Annotated in this window: 15 protein-coding genes and 1 other RNA gene; 14 read left to right on the forward strand and 2 right to left on the reverse strand. The window is 50.9% G+C overall.

Features of this window, described 5'->3' with window-relative positions:
• The first annotated feature begins 79 nt into the window (after window positions 1-79).
• The 14 genes from gspC (at window position 80) to NX722_RS25800 (ending at window position 13,648) form a co-directional block, all read left to right on the forward strand.
• The gene (gspC, locus tag NX722_RS25735) at window positions 80-994 is read left to right on the forward strand and encodes a type II secretion system protein GspC (protein WP_262565700.1); all 915 of its coding nucleotides are present in this window, start codon (window positions 80-82) and stop codon (window positions 992-994) included.
• On the forward strand, window positions 991-3,165 hold the full coding sequence (gspD, locus tag NX722_RS25740; protein WP_262565701.1) for a type II secretion system secretin GspD: 2,175 nt from the start codon (window positions 991-993) through the stop codon (window positions 3,163-3,165). Before gspC ends, gspD begins: the two co-directional genes overlap by 4 nt.
• Window positions 3,143-4,663: a type II secretion system ATPase GspE gene (gspE, locus tag NX722_RS25745; RefSeq protein ID WP_262565702.1), complete on the forward strand. Its 1,521-nt coding sequence runs from the start codon at window positions 3,143-3,145 to the stop codon at window positions 4,661-4,663. Before gspD ends, gspE begins: the two co-directional genes overlap by 23 nt.
• A 3-nt stretch (window positions 4,664-4,666) precedes the next feature.
• Window positions 4,667-5,893 carry a type II secretion system inner membrane protein GspF gene (gene gspF / locus NX722_RS25750; protein ID WP_262565703.1) on the forward strand — a complete coding sequence of 409 codons (1,227 nt, stop codon included), beginning with the start codon at window positions 4,667-4,669 and terminating at the stop codon, window positions 5,891-5,893.
• A 53-nt stretch (window positions 5,894-5,946) separates the two neighbouring features.
• Window positions 5,947-6,399, forward strand: a complete 453-nt coding sequence (gene gspG / locus NX722_RS25755) for a type II secretion system major pseudopilin GspG (RefSeq protein ID WP_262565704.1) — start codon at window positions 5,947-5,949, stop codon at window positions 6,397-6,399.
• An 8-nt stretch (window positions 6,400-6,407) separates the two neighbouring features.
• A complete protein-coding gene (gene gspH, locus NX722_RS25760; protein ID WP_262565705.1) occupies window positions 6,408-7,049 on the forward strand; it encodes a type II secretion system minor pseudopilin GspH in 642 nt (213 codons plus the stop codon).
• Window positions 7,046-7,414, forward strand: a complete 369-nt coding sequence (gspI, locus tag NX722_RS25765; protein WP_262565706.1) for a type II secretion system minor pseudopilin GspI — start codon at window positions 7,046-7,048, stop codon at window positions 7,412-7,414. The genes gspH and gspI overlap by 4 nt, the downstream gene beginning before the upstream one ends.
• Complete coding sequence (gene gspJ, locus NX722_RS25770) at window positions 7,411-8,067, forward strand: type II secretion system minor pseudopilin GspJ (protein ID WP_262565707.1); 657 nt, start codon at window positions 7,411-7,413, stop codon at window positions 8,065-8,067. Before gspI ends, gspJ begins: the two co-directional genes overlap by 4 nt.
• Window positions 8,067-9,050: a type II secretion system minor pseudopilin GspK gene (gene gspK / locus NX722_RS25775; RefSeq protein ID WP_262565708.1), complete on the forward strand. Its 984-nt coding sequence runs from the start codon at window positions 8,067-8,069 to the stop codon at window positions 9,048-9,050. Before gspJ ends, gspK begins: the two co-directional genes overlap by 1 nt.
• Window positions 9,047-10,279, forward strand: coding sequence for a type II secretion system protein GspL (gene gspL, locus NX722_RS25780; RefSeq protein WP_262565709.1), 1,233 nt, complete (start codon window positions 9,047-9,049; stop codon window positions 10,277-10,279). Before gspK ends, gspL begins: the two co-directional genes overlap by 4 nt.
• Window positions 10,276-10,797, forward strand: a complete 522-nt coding sequence (locus NX722_RS25785; RefSeq protein ID WP_262565710.1) for a type II secretion system protein M — start codon at window positions 10,276-10,278, stop codon at window positions 10,795-10,797. Before gspL ends, NX722_RS25785 begins: the two co-directional genes overlap by 4 nt.
• Window positions 10,794-11,561 carry a type II secretion system protein N gene (locus NX722_RS25790; RefSeq protein ID WP_262565711.1) on the forward strand — a complete coding sequence of 256 codons (768 nt, stop codon included), beginning with the start codon at window positions 10,794-10,796 and terminating at the stop codon, window positions 11,559-11,561. Before NX722_RS25785 ends, NX722_RS25790 begins: the two co-directional genes overlap by 4 nt.
• A 37-nt stretch (window positions 11,562-11,598) precedes the next feature.
• Window positions 11,599-12,003: a transfer-messenger RNA gene (gene ssrA / locus NX722_RS25795) on the forward strand.
• A 316-nt stretch (window positions 12,004-12,319) separates the two neighbouring features.
• Window positions 12,320-13,648, forward strand: a complete 1,329-nt coding sequence (locus NX722_RS25800; RefSeq protein ID WP_262565712.1) for an ATP-binding protein — start codon at window positions 12,320-12,322, stop codon at window positions 13,646-13,648.
• A 372-nt stretch (window positions 13,649-14,020) separates the two neighbouring features.
• Here NX722_RS25800 and NX722_RS25805 read toward each other — a convergent pair whose 3' ends face one another.
• The gene (locus tag NX722_RS25805; RefSeq protein ID WP_262565713.1) at window positions 14,021-14,929 is read right to left on the reverse strand and encodes a methyltransferase domain-containing protein; all 909 of its coding nucleotides are present in this window, start codon (window positions 14,927-14,929) and stop codon (window positions 14,021-14,023) included.
• Window positions 14,930-15,052: 123 nt separating this feature from the next.
• Window positions 15,053-16,483: a carbon starvation CstA family protein gene (locus NX722_RS25810; RefSeq protein ID WP_262565714.1), complete on the reverse strand. Its 1,431-nt coding sequence runs from the start codon at window positions 16,481-16,483 to the stop codon at window positions 15,053-15,055.
• Window positions 16,484-16,679 lie beyond the last annotated feature (196 nt).

Here is a 16,679-nt window from a genome sequence, read left to right on the forward strand (position 1 = left end):
CATAAATTATGTACCAACGTGTGGTTTTACCCTCACTCAGCAAGTTTGAAGGGTACAGACTGATAGCAAATGAGTGTCCATGCCCATCGCATTTAAGAAAAACAAGCCTTCTGAATCAATATCTACAATGGCTTCCAAACTGACCCGGTCGTTTAATATTTCCGGGCTCGGTTATCACAAGCTGATCCTTCTGAGCGAGGTATTCCTGGTCATTCTGCTGGCTCACCAGCTGGCAAAAGCCACCTGGCAGCTTATTCCTGTCGAAAACAGAGACTCTGGCAGCTGGAAAAGTCAGTCATTGTCGTCTCAGCAGCAGGTTAACGGCAGTCAGGCTTACCCGGAACTGGCCAACTTACACCTGTTTGGAACACCACCGGCACCAGAGGCCGAAACCGATAACACCATTGATCCGGATTCAGTGCCACGTTCCAGACTCAGCGCCCGTATTACCGGCATTGTTGCCAGCAGCATTCCAGAACGTTCTCTGGCCATTATCAATTTCCGTTCAGCAGACAAAACCTATCGCATTGGGGATCGTCTGGCGGGTGCCAATGCCGAAGTGGTGGACATTTACCCGGACCGGGTGATTGTCAGGAACAATGGACAACATGAAGCCCTGCTGCTTTACCCGAACAGCCCTGACCAGAAGACGGCAGCTCGCCCAACCACAACGCCCACCAAGCCTTCAGAAAACCTTCAGCAGCTGAGTGCAGAGCTCCGAAACAACCCCACATCCATTGCTGAGCTGATCAGCATTTCACCGGTACACAGAGAGGGAAAACTGGCAGGCTATCGAATAAATCCCACGTCACGCCCTGATCTGTTCAGAGCCGCAGGTCTGCAAAATAACGATATTGCCCTGTCCATTAACGGCATCGACCTGACCAACAATACGGAAGCCATGAAGCTGATGCTGGAACTGCCAGACCTCGAACAGATTTCGCTGACCATTGAGCGCCAGGGACAGATTTACCAGATCGACTTATCATCATGAAGAACAACACAGCAATTTCCAGGGGAGCAAACGTCTTACGTCGTTCACTGCGCCCAATCGCAGCCGGTATCCTATTGAGCGCTGGTACTCTTGTCATTAACACGGCACTGGCAGAGCAGGCGTTTGCTGGTGAATACTCCGCAAGCTTTCAGAACGCCAAAGTTGAAGAGTTCGTCAACACCGTCAGCGCCAACCTCAACAAAACCATTATCATCGACCCGTCGGTGCAGGGTTCCATCACCGTTCGTTCCTACGAAACCCTGAATGAAGAACAGTACTACCAGTTTTTCCTGAGCGTGCTGGAAGTCCACGGTTTTGCTGTGGTTGAACAACCCAGTGGCATTCTGAAAGTCATTCGGGACAAAGAAGCCAAAACCTCAGCGATCCGGGTGCTCGATTCCGGCCAGCCAGGGGCCGGTGATGAAATGATCAGCTGGGTTATGCCCGTCAAGAATGTCCCTGTACGTGAACTGTCGCCCATTCTGCGGCAACTGAACGACACTGCCGGTAATGTGGTGCACTACGATCCGTCCAATATCCTGTTGATGACCGGGCGGGCTGCCAATGTCGAAAGGCTGGTTAAAATTGTTCAGCGCATTGATAACGCCGGTGGCAAAACCGTTGAAATTATTAATATGAAATACGGCTCTGCCAATGAAATGGCCCGTATTCTCAAAGCGTTGAGTGCCGAGTCAGGGGGCAAAAGCCGTCTGTCTGGCAAGCCTGCCGTTGTCGCCGATGAAGTGAGCAACCGCCTGATTGTCTCGGGTGAAGCGTCTCAGGTGCTGCGGGTTAAACATCTGGTATCCCGTCTGGATGCCGAGCAGGAAAGTACCGGCAACACCCGGGTCTTCTACCTGCGCTATGCCGTTGCTGAAGACCTGAAAGAAGTCCTTGAAGGCGTTGGACAAACCGTTCTTGCCGAGCAGACCAGCTCCCAGAACCGCACAACTCCCGGCACCAACTTCAGCATCAATGTTCATGAGCAGACCAACGCCCTGGTGGTCACCGCACAGCCCGATATGATGGGTGTGCTGGAAAGCGTTATCCAGCAGCTTGATATCCGCCGCGCCCAGGTACTGGTTGAAGCCATTATCGTTGAAGTGGCAGACGGAGATGGCATCAACCTGTCGTTTCAGCTGGGCAGTGAAAAAGGTGGTCTGATGCAGTTCCAGAATGGTCAGACCGTGCCTATCGGTCAGATCATGCACGGCTTCAAGAAGGCGGAAGGGGAGAAAGGCTCAGTCATTATAGACAAAGATGGTCGTAAAATTACCAACCCCGACAAACCCGGTGACTGGTCGGTTCTGGCAAAAGCCCTTTCCGGAGTATCCGGCGCGGCATTCACAGCAACATCAGGGGACTGGACCGCTCTGCTTCAGGCCGTTACCTCGTCGTCTGAATCCAACGTACTGGCAACACCGAGCCTGATGACGCTGGATAATGAAGAAGCGTCGTTTATTGTCGGTGATGAAGTACCCACGCTGACCGGTGCCACTTCCAGCGCCAACAACGATAATCCATTCCAGACCATTGAGCGTCGGGAAGTGGGTATCAAGCTAAGCATCAAACCCCAGGTCAACGAAGGTAATGCCGTCAAACTGAACATTGAACAGGAGGTGTCCAATATCAACGGTACGACACCGGTCGATATCACCTTTGCCACCCGTCAGGTAAAAACCTCGGTCATGGTGGGCAGTGGTGACACTGTGGTCATTGGTGGCCTGATCGACGATAACGTTCAGGAAAGCGAATCCAAAGTGCCGCTGCTGGGCGATATTCCTTTTATCGGCCGTCTGTTCCGCTCAACCTCCAACACCGTCAGCAAACGCAACCTGATGGTATTTATCCGCCCGACCATTATTCGCGACGACCACACCCTGACTGAAATCAGCGGCAGAAAATACAATTATATGCGTGCCCGTCAGCTGGATCGTGCCGCCAGAGGCATAGACCTGATGCCCAACGCACGTATTCCGATACTGTCTGAAGATATGTCACCACAGGACATTCTGAAAGAAACCCGCCGCCAGATGGACGAAGGCAACAGCGTTAAACAAGCGCGCCGACTGGAAGAGGCCCGCAAGCTGATTGAGCAGGCGGAAGCCGAGCAGCTTAAGAAGAGCGCACAGAAGAAGGGCGAAGGTCATGACGCACAGTCCAACGGCTGAAGCCCCGGAGCAGTCCGCCGGGCTGACAGAGAAGGTCACTTTGCCCTTTTACTTTGCCCAGAAGTTCGGCGTACTGCTGGAGCGTAATGAAACCGGTGGTTACCACCTGCTTTATCACAGTTTGCCTGAACGCCGTGCATTAAGCGAAGTACGTCGTTTAACAGCTAAACCGTTCACCGTTGAAAAGCTGGCAAATAGCGACTTTGATATACGCCTTGCGGCTTTTTACCAGAAGGATTCATCCGCTGCCCGTCAGCTGATGCAGGATATTGGCAACGATGAAGGTCTGCAATCGCTGGCTGAAGAACTGCCCGACAATGAAGACCTGCTGGAAGCCGACGACGGTGCGCCGATCATCCGCATGATTAACGCCATGCTGGGTGAAGCCATCAAGGATGGTGCGTCAGATATTCATATCGAAACCTTTGAAAACAGACTGGTCATCCGTTTCCGGATAGACGGTGTATTGCGGGAAATTCTGCGGCCACAGCGCAAGCTGGCCGCCTTGCTGGTGTCCCGTATTAAGGTCATGGCGAAACTCGACATTGCTGAAAAACGTGTACCCCAGGATGGTCGTATATCTCTGCGCCTCGGGGGTCGGGCCATTGACGTGCGTGTTTCTACCCTGCCCTCCCGCCATGGAGAACGAATCGTACTGCGTCTGCTGGACCGGAGTAGCGTTCAGCTGGATATGACCAGCCTGGGCATGACGGCATCCATTCGTGACACAGTCAGCGAGCTGTTGCTTAAGCCTCATGGCATTCTACTGGTAACGGGGCCCACGGGATCCGGTAAGAGTACGACACTGTATGCCGGTCTCAGCTCTATTAACAGCACCGAGCGCAACATCCTGACCGTTGAAGACCCGGTAGAATTCGATATAGAAGGCGTTGGTCAGACACAGGTTAACCCGAAAGTGGATATGACCTTCGCCCGTGGCCTCCGTGCCATTCTCCGACAGGACCCTGATGTAGTCATGGTGGGTGAGATTCGGGACCTGGAAACCGCAGAAATCAGTATTCAGGCGTCCCTGACCGGTCACCTGGTGCTCAGCACTTTGCACACCAATACCGCCATTGGCGCTGTCACCCGAATGCGGGATATGGGGATTGAACCCTTCCTGCTGTCGTCCAGTCTGCTGGGCGTTCTGGCGCAGCGACTGGTACGAACCCTGTGTCCGGATTGCCGTCAGCCCCGTGAACCCTCTGCCAGCGAGCGAGCCATGATGAGGCTGGCTGACCATTCCCCGGCAACGGTTTGGGATGCTAAAGGCTGTGATGAGTGCAGCCAGCTTGGCTACCGGGGACGAACCGGTATCCACGAACTGTTCCTGATCGACGACAAAATACGAAACCTGATTCACGACAGTGCCGGCGAACAGGCTATTGAGGCAGAAATCCGCAAGCATACTCCGAGCATTCAACAGGACGGTTTCAGCAAAGTGCTGAAAGGTATTACCTCCATGGAAGAAGTGCTCAGGGTGACCAGAGAGGAGTAAGATATGGCTGTTTTTGCTTATGAAGCTCTGGATGCCAAAGGCCGGAAGAAAAAAGGTGTTCTGGAAGCAGACTCGCCCAGACTATTACGCCAGCAATTGCGTTCAGACGGTCTGGCCCCGGTATCCATTGAGCCAGCTACCGAAAAAACAAACACCGGACGTCGTTCATTCTCCATCAATCTGTTTGCAAAGAATGCGACACCGGCTGAAGTTGCACTACTGACACGTCAACTGGCGACTCTGGTCGCCGCCGCCATTCCGCTGGAAGAGTGCTTACAGGCACTGGCTAAACAGTTATCGAAAAGCCACCTGAAAGCCATGATCACGGCGATCCGCTCAAGAGTACTGGAAGGTCAGACGCTGGCCGACAGCCTTGCCAGCTACCCCAAAGCCTTTGATCGCCTGTACCGGTCCATGGTCGCTGCCGGTGAAAAGTCCGGTCATCTGGATGTAGTGCTGGAACGCCTGGCTGACTACAGCGAACAGCAGCAGCAGATTAAAAGCAAACTGATTCAGGCCATGATCTATCCGGTCATTCTGACTGTGGTAGCCATTGGTGTCGTCGCTGCCCTGCTGGCAACGGTGGTTCCTACTGTGGTTGATCAGTTCGCCCACATGGGTCAGGAACTGCCGGATATGACACTGGCTCTGATTGCCATGAGTGATTTTGTACGGGGCTATGGCCTGCATGTTCTGATCACCATTATGGTGTTGCTGGTTATACGACAAAGGCTTCTCAAAAAACCAAATCTGCGCTTGGCACACGACAGACTATTTCTAAAAATACCGGTAGCGGGTGATGTCTCTGCGGGCGTAGATACGGCACGTTTTGCCCGAACCCTGAGCATCCTCACCACCAGCTCGGTCCCTTTGCTGGAAGGTATGAAGGTCGCCAGCGATGTACTGATTAATGCGCATATCCGTCAGGCACTGCAAGAAGCCTCTGAACGGGTACGGGAAGGCTCCAGCCTCTGGACCGCACTGGATAAAACACAATTATTCCCCCCGATGATGCTGCATATTATCGCCAGTGGTGAAAAATCCGGCGAGCTGGAACAGATGCTGGCGCGTGCAGCCGATGCACAGGACAGACAGTTTGAGTCTCAGGTAAACATTGCTTTAGGTGTTTTCGCCCCGTTCCTGATTCTGCTTATGGCGGGCATGGTGCTGTTTATTGTGCTGGCGATTCTGACGCCAATGCTGGATCTTAACTCGCTTGTCAGTGGTTAAAGCAAGCGATTATAAACAACTATCGTCTTATAAAATGGACTAAGGAAAAAATTATGCGTTCAAAAATCCAACGACAAGGACCGGTGCATAAAAAACAGTCCGGTTTCACCCTGCTGGAAATCATGGTGGTGATTGTGATTCTGGGGGTTTTAGCCAGCTTTGTTGCGCCTAATGTTATCGGCAACAAGGAAAAGGCGGATAAGCAGAAGGCGGTTAGCGATATTGTCGCTCTGGAAAACGCTCTGGATATGTACCGACTGGACAACAACCACTACCCGACCACCCAACAGGGACTGGAAGCGTTGATTTCCAAACCAACGGGTTCTCCGGAGCCTACCGGCTACCGTTCCAATGGCTACATCCGTCGTCTGCCAAAAGACCCATGGGGTAACGAGTACTATTTGCAGAACCCGGGTCAGTACGGTGAGATTGATATTTTCTCCGCCGGCCCTGATGGTCAACCAGGCACCGACTCTGATATCGGTAACTGGGATCTACCTTCCTGATACGAGCAATGACTGTAAGGCATCCCCACAAAGGCTTCACACTGCTGGAAATTATGCTGGTTCTGCTATTGCTGGGACTGGCGACCTCGGTGGTGGTGCCCAGGATCACCTTTAACAATGGCAGTGCAGAACTGCAAAGAGCCGCAGAACGTTTTGCCGCCCTGATTGAAACCGCCCATGAAGAAGCCATTATCAGTGGTCGTGATCTGGGCGTGGTGATTAACGACAACGACTATGAATTTGTGCAGTTTGGCGAGGACGGCTGGGTCGCAATAACCCATGATCGCCTGCTGCGTCAGACCACGCTTGAAGACAGCTTCCGAATGCGTTTTACGCCGGGTGAAACCATCTGGCACTCGTCGCTGCAACAGCAGCAACAGGACACTCTGCTGGAAGACTGGTTCTCCAAACCTGAAAAGATGAAAGAACCCGACCTTTATATCTGGTCATCGGGCGATATGACACCGGCAGAGATTGTTTTCAGCCTCCAGTCTTCCCGCTCAGGCAGCCGGTCAGAACGTTCAGAACGTTCAGAACGTTCAGAAAGAGTGACATCCAGTCGGCTTCCGTCGTTTACCATTCAGGTTGAAGAAACCGGCGACGTGCATTTTTCCGGTGACAATCAGCTTTCCGGAGACAGACCGTCGTGACAAATCAAAAAGGCTTTACCCTGCTGGAAGTGATGATGGCACTCGCCATTCTTGCCATTGTCGGCATCAGTATTACCCGGGCTGTTGGTGCGAATGTCAGCAATACGCTTTATATGCGACAGAAAACCATCGCCCGCTGGGTGGCGGATAACGAACTGACGACGATTCGTCTGGAGCATCAGTGGCCTAAGGAGAGTTGGGAGTCCTATACCGTTAATATGGCAAACACTGAATGGCATATCCGTAAACGCAGTGTCAAAACCACTAACGACAATTTCCGCATGGTTCAGGTCGAAGTCAGGAACCAGAAAGACGACAAGGTTGCACCTCTGGAAACCCTGCAAACGTATATGGTGCGTCAGTGAGTTTTTCCGTTGTCCGTTGTCCGCTGTCCGTTCCCCGAAGGGCTATAAAGCGTCAGAAAGGCTTTACCCTGCTGGAAATTCTGGTAGCTATCGCTATTTTCAGTCTGCTGACTCTGAGTGCCCGTCAGTTATTTGTGAGCGTTATCGACGCCAAAGAGATTACCCGTTCAAATCTGCAACGACTGAAAGAAGTGGAATACACCATGCTGGTTCTGGAGCAGGATTTCCGGCAAGTGGTTGACCGCGGTGTCCGTACCGATGGTTATGTATCGACTCAAAGCCTGTTTTCCGATGACACGATGCTGAACACCGATGATCAGGCCATTGCTTTTGTTCGCAGTAACTGGCGCAACCCTGCACAACAACTGCCCCGCTCTGAATTACAGCGGGTTTCCTATCGCCTGAAAAGCAACACACTGGAACGTATGCACCACCCGGTACTCGACCCGTTAGAAAATGCCGAACCAGCAAACCGGGAACTGCTGAATGGTGTGAACAGTCTCAAGTTTCGCTTTTTCTATAACAGCAAATGGCACAATGCATTACAAGACAGTGGACAGCTGCCTGAAGGTCTGCTGATTGAAATGGATCTACAGGATCTGGGTCGGATTGAACGTCGCTTCCTGCTACCTGAGCAGTGGGAGAGTGCCTGATGAAGCTGCCATTAATTACCAGGCATAAGCAACAACAGGGGGTTGCTCTGTTGAGTATCATGCTAATCCTCACGCTAATGACCCTGATAGTGGCGGAAGTAACCTTTTCTTACCGCAACCAGCTGCGTAAAACCACCGGACGACAGCAGTTAGAGCAAGCCCGCTGGTACGCACTGTCGGCTGAAGAGTTAGCCATTCGGGTTCTGAAACAGAGTTTTGACGACGATGATGGTGTTATTCATCTTGGTCAGTACTGGGCAAAGGAAGGCATGGTGTTCCCGGTTGAGAATGGCAGCATTTCTGGTGAGATTCGCGATTCTCAGGGCTGCTTTAATGTAAACGCCATGAATGTCGCCGACAATACGGATGGTTCAACGCCTCTGGTCGTGGAGAGTTTTTCTTACCTGCTGGAACAGCTGGGGATCAGTGCCAGTGAAGCCATAAACATCAGCTGGGCGACCAGGGACTGGGTTTACAATGGCGAAAACTACACCCAGTACGGCGATGACCACTATATGTCCCGCCCGGTGCCTCATCTTGCCGGAAAGACAGCCATGCGGGACATCAGTGAATGGCGAGCGGTAGCAGGTGTTTCCCGGGGCGTCGCCTTGCGGGTGTTGCCTTATCTCTGTGCCACACCATCCAGCGAACTGAAAGTTAATGTTAATACCATTCCCGCAGATCAGCCTGAACTCCTGACAGCGCTGTATAAAGGCGACCTTCCCGTTGACCAGGCACGCAACATGCTGGAACAACGCCCTGTTAATGGCTGGGATACAGTGGATGAATTTCTGAGCAGTTCCCTTCTGGCCAATTACAACAGCAGCAATGTACGATCTTTGCTGACTGTTAACAGTTCTTATTTTGAATTACGTGCTAACAGCGAGTTTGCCGGAACACGTACAGGCTTACACAGTTTGCTAAGACGCAATGACGACAACAGGCTATCGGTTGTCCGTCGTAAATTCGGTGCTTTTTTATGACAAGCGACCCTTTGAACAGTAATACCATAAAACAACCGTCAACAGGCGGCACCGCTAAAAACCTGCTGGTTATTCGTCTGCCTCTGTCAACAGACGACGCTGTTTACTGGTCCACAGACAATGATTTCGGTATGACATCGGTTGCAGAGCTTAGTGAACTGAAGCAGCTGACCAGCACCCATCGCTGTAAAATTCTGGTTCCCGGTGAAGCCGTTGGCCTTCACGCTCTGGAGCATTCCGGCAAACTGAACCGGACGGTGCTGCAAACCCTGCCATGGCATCTGGAAGATGACTTAGCCGCTGAAGTGGAAGATATGCATTTTGCTCTGCTAAGCCACAGCGATGGTAAAGCTTATATGGCGGTTGTCGCCAAATCCTTAATGGATCAGTGGCAGGCATGGCTAATTGATGCGGATATCAATAGTCGGCAATGGCTACCTGATAGTCTGTCTCTGTCGTTTACTGACGGTGAATGTACGGTATTGCAATTAAATGGCCAGTATCTGGTTCGTACCGGAGAGTGGCAGGCTACCGTTTGTGATCCGTCCTGGCTGCCGCTTTATCTGGAAAGCCTGCATTCCGAATCCGATGACGTAAAGGTTCGGGCTCTCAGCCCAATGCCGGATGACACAGAGATTCAAGCCGATACGCTTCATCATGAAAATGCTTTACAACCTCTGCTTGAGCCCGCAGCCCGGAGTTCCCTGAACCTGCTGCAAGGTGACTACCAGCCGGAATCTATGATTATCCGCCACCTGAAGCCCTGGCGAACCGCTGCCGCCCTGTTACTCACCACCTGTACTTTTATGCTGGGCGTCAATATGGTCAGCACTGCCAGACTGGAAAGCCAGGCAGATGCCCTGAGAGCCGAGGCTTACGCCATTTATAACGATCTGTTCCCCGGTGAACGGGTGGTTCGCCTGGAGTATTCCCTTCAGCAGAAACTCAGTGCTTTAAAACAGCCCGGTGACCAGAAGAAAACGGGGCTGCCAGCCTTGCTGAATGAACTGGCCCCGACGTTTAAATCGGAACCAGCCTTAAAGCCTGTGCAAATGGATTACGACCACAGTCGTCAGGAGTTGCGCATGAGCGCGGAGTCAGATTCCTTCAATACGTTTAGCCGTTTTCGTGAAAAAGCGCCTGCCTCCGTTTCCGTTACTGTGCAAACGGTTGAGCAACAGGAAAAGGTTGTAACCGGTGCGCTGGTGATCAGGAGTAACGACCAATGAGTCAACCAGGTATTCAACAACTGAACCAACTGTCACAGCAGGCAAAAGCCTACTGGAGTGGTATTTCAGCCCGGGAACGTCAGCTGATTGCCATTGCGGCTCCCTTATTGCTGGTGTGGATTGTGTGGATGGTTATTGTCCAGCCCGTGCAGGACCAGCATGAGCAGGCACAACAGGATGTTTTGAAGAATCAGCAAATGCTGAACCGGGTAAAAGGCACGGCCGCCGAAATTCTGCGGTTGCAGGAAAAAGGTGCAGTGATCACTGAACGCCCGAATGGTCCGCTGGATCAGTTAATTAATCGTAGCGCCAGTGAGTATGGTTTGCGCGTGACGGGTGTTCGCACACAGCAGAACCGTTTGCAGGTCAGCCTGGCTAATGCCTCTTTTGATCAGCTGATGGCCTGGCTGGTTGAGCTTGAACAGGGCAGCAGCGTGGTCATTGAGCAACTGCGTATTGAACAGACCCAACTACCCGGCATTGTCAGCATTGAACGTCTGGAGCTGAGTGAAGGATGAAGATTAAAAAGATTGTTGGATTAACCTTCACGGGTCTGCTGGCCTGGGCGTTCTTTCTGGTGGTCAACCTGCCCGCTGCTTTTGTTTACCAGATGGCTCCGGTGCCGGACAACGTCAGTGCCAGTAATATCAGCGGTACGCTCTGGTCCGGGCAGGCAGGGGAAGTGACGGTGAACAACGTTACCCTGACCTCAGTGAACTGGGACATCAAGCCATCGGCTTTGCTGGGACAGGCGATTGAAGCTGACATCACGGTGGGAGATTTGCAATCACCGGTGTCAGCAGAAGCCACGGTTCGGGCGACCACCTCTGAAGTCAGCCTGACTGACACCACGGTTGACGTGAGCGCGCAATGGTTGCAGTCCCGGTTCCCCATGCCTGATTTTGTGGCTGTGGACGTACTGGGCAACATCAATCTGGACGTTCAGGCAATGAGCTTTACCGAAGAGGGTTGCCAGAACCTGAATGGTCTGGTCGCTTTGCAGCGCAGCAGGCTGAACAGCCCGTTTGGCGGTGTTCGTCTTGGTGATGCTGGCGCACGCCTGAGCTGTGAAGCCGGTACTCTGACCGCTTCGGTTAATCAGTCTTCCAGCGATATCGCCACAGAAGGGCAGTTTACCCTGCGCCCGAATATGAGTTTTAACCTGGCTGCCACCCTGACGCCGGGTGAAGAGCTGCCAGACCAGATGAAACAGGGACTGGCTTTTCTGGGTCAGCCTGAAGGCGATAATGCTTACTCTCTGCGTTTTTCTGGCAGACTCTGATTGCGATTCGCCTCTGTCTGCTCTATAAATAGGGGACGGGGGCGATTCGGATTCGACGACGGTATCAAACCCTGAGGTGCATGCCGAGGACGTAGTGGTTCTCGTTAATCAAAACACTACAACCTAACTAGTTGCCAATAGCGACAAGTTCGAAGTCGCAGCTAGCGAACCTAAGTTCGCCTTTGCTGCTTAATCGTAACTAAACACTACGAGACTTCCAGTCTGTCCGGTTCGTTCGCTGGCCGGTTTTTCAGACTGTCACCGTAAGCGGACTCGCCACGTTCAGCAGTTCTCTGGCTGACGGGCTAAAACCAGTGAGAATCGCTTTGTAAAACCCCGACCACTGGGTCGTTACGGAGTTAAATTTAAAGGTGGATCTAAGCATGTAGAGCCAAAGGCCGCGAATCGGCGGACGCGGGTTCAAATCCCGCCGCCTCCACCAATACGATCAAAGAGGGTTGAAGAGATTCAACCCTCTTTTTTTGTGCGTGAAAAAGATAGCCTCAACATTAACGTATAAAAAAAAATACGACATCTTCTATAAAGTCGTATGATAAAGTATGAAAATAAGAAAAAGTCCTATAATAATTGCAAGTCACTAGTGCTGGCAAGCGTTTATATCCATACAGCCGTCATTCCCGCGTAGGCGGCTCTTGTAAAGGAGAGAGTACCACGGTAGTGGATCCCCGCCTTCGCGGGGATGACGAAGGTTTTGCGTGCATGGTTTTTAGCGCTTAGCTGCACTAGTATAGGCATTTATGGAAAGATTGCTGACAGAACATCTGACTAACTGGAAGCAGAAGTCAGAACGAAAACCTCTCTTAGTTGACGGTGCTCGCCAGGTTGGTAAGTCCTTCCTGATAGAATATGAGTTTGGCAGGCAGCAGTTTAACCGGGTGCTGAAACTGGACTTTCTGGCCAATCCAAAACTGTCACAGCTGTTTGTAGACAGCCTGATTCCGGCAGATATCCTCCTGAATATCGAACTCGAACTAGGGGTAGATATTGACGCCAGTACCGACCTTATCTTTTTTGATGAGATAGGCGAATCCCCCAGAGCTTTGAGGTCACTTAAATTTTTTGCAGAACAACGGCCTGATCTATACCTCTGCGCTTCTGGTTCCAATATCGGACTACTGGACTCTTTTCCGGTGGGCAAGGTGGAAATTCTGGAGCTGTTCCCCATGACATTTGAAGAATTTCTTATGGCATCTGATAGCCCAAAAATTCTTCAGCTTTTTCGGGAAGGCAGGCAGCTTCAGGCCGCCCATAACAAATTGTGGAACCTGTTACTCGACTACCACTTTGTTGGAGGAATGCCGGAAGCAGTCGCAGCATGGTTTAGGAAACAGGGCGCGCCTGACCAGGCATCAGGAATTAATGAACGCTGCGCAACCGTCCGCAGTATTCATGGAGAACTTATCGCCGGCTACTTGAGGGACTTTGGTAAATACAGTGGTAAAACCAATGCTCAGCACATTGAAAGAGTTTTTCGCAATGTCCCACTGCAACTATCCAAAAATATCGACACCTCTGTTAAACGTTACCGGTTTAACGACGTTATCGAGAAAAAGCGAAGCTATCTTGATCTGAGCGGCCCGATAGAATGGCTGGAAAAAACCAAACTGATATCACGCTGCTATCCCATTCAATGCGAACCCCAGTCACCACTGGCGGCCTACCGTAAAGAAAATTTCTTCAAACTTTTTTTGTCTGATATCGGTTTGCTAGGGTATATGCTGGATATCAGCTATCAGGAACACCGTCAGCAAAATTTTGAATGCAAAGGCTACCTTGCCGAAAACTTTGTTCAAAATGAATTAAGAGCTACAGGGTACTACCCCACTTACTCCTGGGAGTTCAGGCAGGCAGGAATCGAATTTTTGTTTAAAACACCTTCGGGTGAAATCGTTCCTGTTGAAGTGAAATCAGGCCGCCGGACACAGGCCAAAAGCTTGCGTTCGTACAAAGAACGATACAATCCCGGGCGGACAGTAAAACTGGCAGGCACTGTGGGCAGCAGTGAGGCAGAAAAGACCGATATAGTCTGGCCTTTATACTACGCAGCCCGCTTAATGAGTTTGTGATTGTTCTACCGGGCTGCCAGGCAGCGCTCCTAAATCTACAACTGCATCAGGCCAGCATACCCATCGGTGTGTTAATTTTTCCACAGGGATAAAGACACCAAAAATGACTGTAAAGATTAAAAAACAGTTCAATAAACTCCACAAGGTTCTTGTTATATCCCGGGCGAACAGCATTTAATTGATTTAAATAATTACTTATTTATCAACATGTTAATCAGCAAGACTACAGCCCAAAGCATCACTGCTCATTTTTTAACCAATAAAACAATAGTACTAGATGGAGTGGGATCTGCAGGACTATCCCAAAAATGACCACAAGGTTATCCACAGAAGCTGTGAATAACCTTGGAAGAGAAAGTTATGAACAGCTTGTTATCTCGCCGAAACCAGATGGTAACGAAGCAATCCCCGATGCTGCATCCAGCGAATAAACCAGACCAGAAGACGAAGACGAATCCAGACCTTTGAACGGGTTACCGAAGACAAGTGTCCGTAATGCTGGGAAAACCAGAAGCAGAAGCCCGAAAGGACATCTTCACTGATGTCAGTCATCTGAACATCTTCAAAGCCACAAGTGTTCAGCATGGATTCATAAACCTGTTTCACATACAACCCTGTTACAGGGATACCACAGGTTCTTGCCATCAGGGTCACCAGCCGCTGTTCAAAGCGGTCTTTAAAAGGCCGGGCCAGCATCATATCGGTTAACGTCACTGAACCACCCTGGCGCAGCACCCGTCGAGCCTGTTGAAAAAACGCTTTCTTGCTTTTCATGTGGTAAGCGCAGTCCAGTGCCAGAACCTTATCGAAGCATCCATCTTCAAGGCGCTGCATAACCGGGACACTGCCACGCTCCAGATGTAACTGGCTGAAGTGACCACAGTAGTCATGTGCGTCGACAAGAATTTGCTCTGATTCTGTAGCCGCTGTGAGCGCTTCGACCTGATAGTAGTCGAGCCAGACCAGTAACTGGTCATAACTGGTAAAGCCCATATCCAGAACTTTGTCCTGATTCGACAGGCAGGCTTTATCAGCCAGTAAACCTGCCAGTTCTGAACAGGCCTGGCGATAACTGGAAGTGTCGTGCCAGTATCCCAGCAGACGCCAGCGGGAAGACGTGGAAACACCACTGTTGAGAAGCCACTGATCATCAATGACTCCCTTTTCAGAGCGAGAAGAAGGAATCCAGATACGAACCAGCAGCATGATAATCTGGGACAATAAACCGGACATCACCAGCCAGGTGATACCAATACCCAGAAAAAACGAAAGTATCGCCATAAGATGAAATTATTATTTCCTTGATTTATACATGACAGCGACGAACAAAGCAGTATTCGCACGACCATTCACGACTAAATCATAGAGAGATCAACAGGCGAATTCCAGCGCATTATCATGACACTAAACCATTTCTTCCCTTTGCTGACGCTTTCCAGAGACCTTAAGAATAAACAGCAGACCAGCAGTCAGGGCAACCAGTACACCAGCAGGCCAGGCAACTGATGAGGACAACGCAAGGCCTTCAGGCGCCATCAGAATATAGGTTGAACACACTCCAGTCATAAACACAGCCGGAGCCAGAGGAATCCAGAAGTTTCTGTCCTGAGTGACCATATAAACGGCTGCTGTCCATAAAACAACGGTAGCCAGTGCCTGGTTGGAAAAGGCGAAGTAGCGCCAGATAATTGAAAAGTCGACCAGCGTCAGCAGGTAACCCGCCAAAAAAACCGGAACTGCGAGAACCAGTCGGTGAAAGATATGAATTTGGCATATGTTCAGCATATCAGCAAAAATCAGCCTCAGGCTTCTGAACGCCGTATCGCCTGAGGTAATCGGACAGGCAATAACTCCGAGGATAGCCAGCATGCCACCAAGGCTTCCCATCAATCCAATTGCCACTTCATTGACCACCAGTGACGGGCCGCCTTTATCCAACACTTCTGACAGCCCTTCAATGCCGTTCGGGAAAAATGCCATGGCCGCAGCTGCCCATATCAGCGTCACGATGCCTTCAGCAACCATTGCACCATAAAACACTCGCCGACCAATAGTTTCATTGGGAATACACCGTGCCATTAAAGGTGACTGGGTCGCATGAAAACCACTGATGGCCCCGCAAGCTATGGTGATACACAGCATCGGCCATACCGGCAAACCGGCAGGATGGTTGGAAACTGCTCCGACCTCCGGTACCGGCAGGTCATTGATGACCAGCATGACAGCAATCCCCACCGCCATAAATAACAACGCCAGTGCAAACAGTGGGTAGATTCTGGCAATCAGCTTATCGACCGGCAAAATGGTGGCAACGAAATAGTAACCAATAATGACCGCCAGCCAGAATGACTTGTCAGCGAACACACCTCCAAAGCCCAGATTACTCAGCAGTGACGCAGGCCCCACCATAAAGACCACTCCGACCAGCAGCAGCAATATAATGGACATAACCCTCATAAACTGCCGGACGTGTGAGCCAAGATAAATGCCTACGACTTCCGGAATGCTTTTGCCTTCATGACGAAGCGACATCATGCCAGAGAAATAGTCGTGAACCGCACCGGCAAAAATGCAGCCAAAGACAATCCAGATAAACGCTGCCGGACCGTACAGCGCTCCCAGAATGGCACCAAATATTGGACCAAGCCCGGCAATATTAAGAAACTGAATCAGAAAGATTTTTGGCCAGCTTAAAGGAACAAAGTCAACACCGTCTGTTAGCTTGTAAGCCGGTGTTGTGCGGGTAGAGTCGGCACCAAACGCTTTTTCCACCACCGCCCCATACAATAAATAACCCGTTAACAATGCCAGTAAGGCACAGAAAAAACTCATCATAACCAGAACCTCCGGAATACATAAATGGAGGCTCGGGTTCTCTGATTCCGGCACTTCCACTCGCCACGGTCTTCAAAGATACCAATGCCTTCAGCTCCGGATTCTGGATGAAATGGCTTCCAGTAATCTCAGGCTAATAACGAAAGCATGGTCTCAATCAGCATGCGTATTAATAGTTTGTCGTGTAAAAATAGTC

It is taken from the genome of Endozoicomonas gorgoniicola (genome assembly GCF_025562715.2).
Classification (GTDB): domain Bacteria; phylum Pseudomonadota; class Gammaproteobacteria; order Pseudomonadales; family Endozoicomonadaceae; genus Endozoicomonas_A; species Endozoicomonas_A gorgoniicola.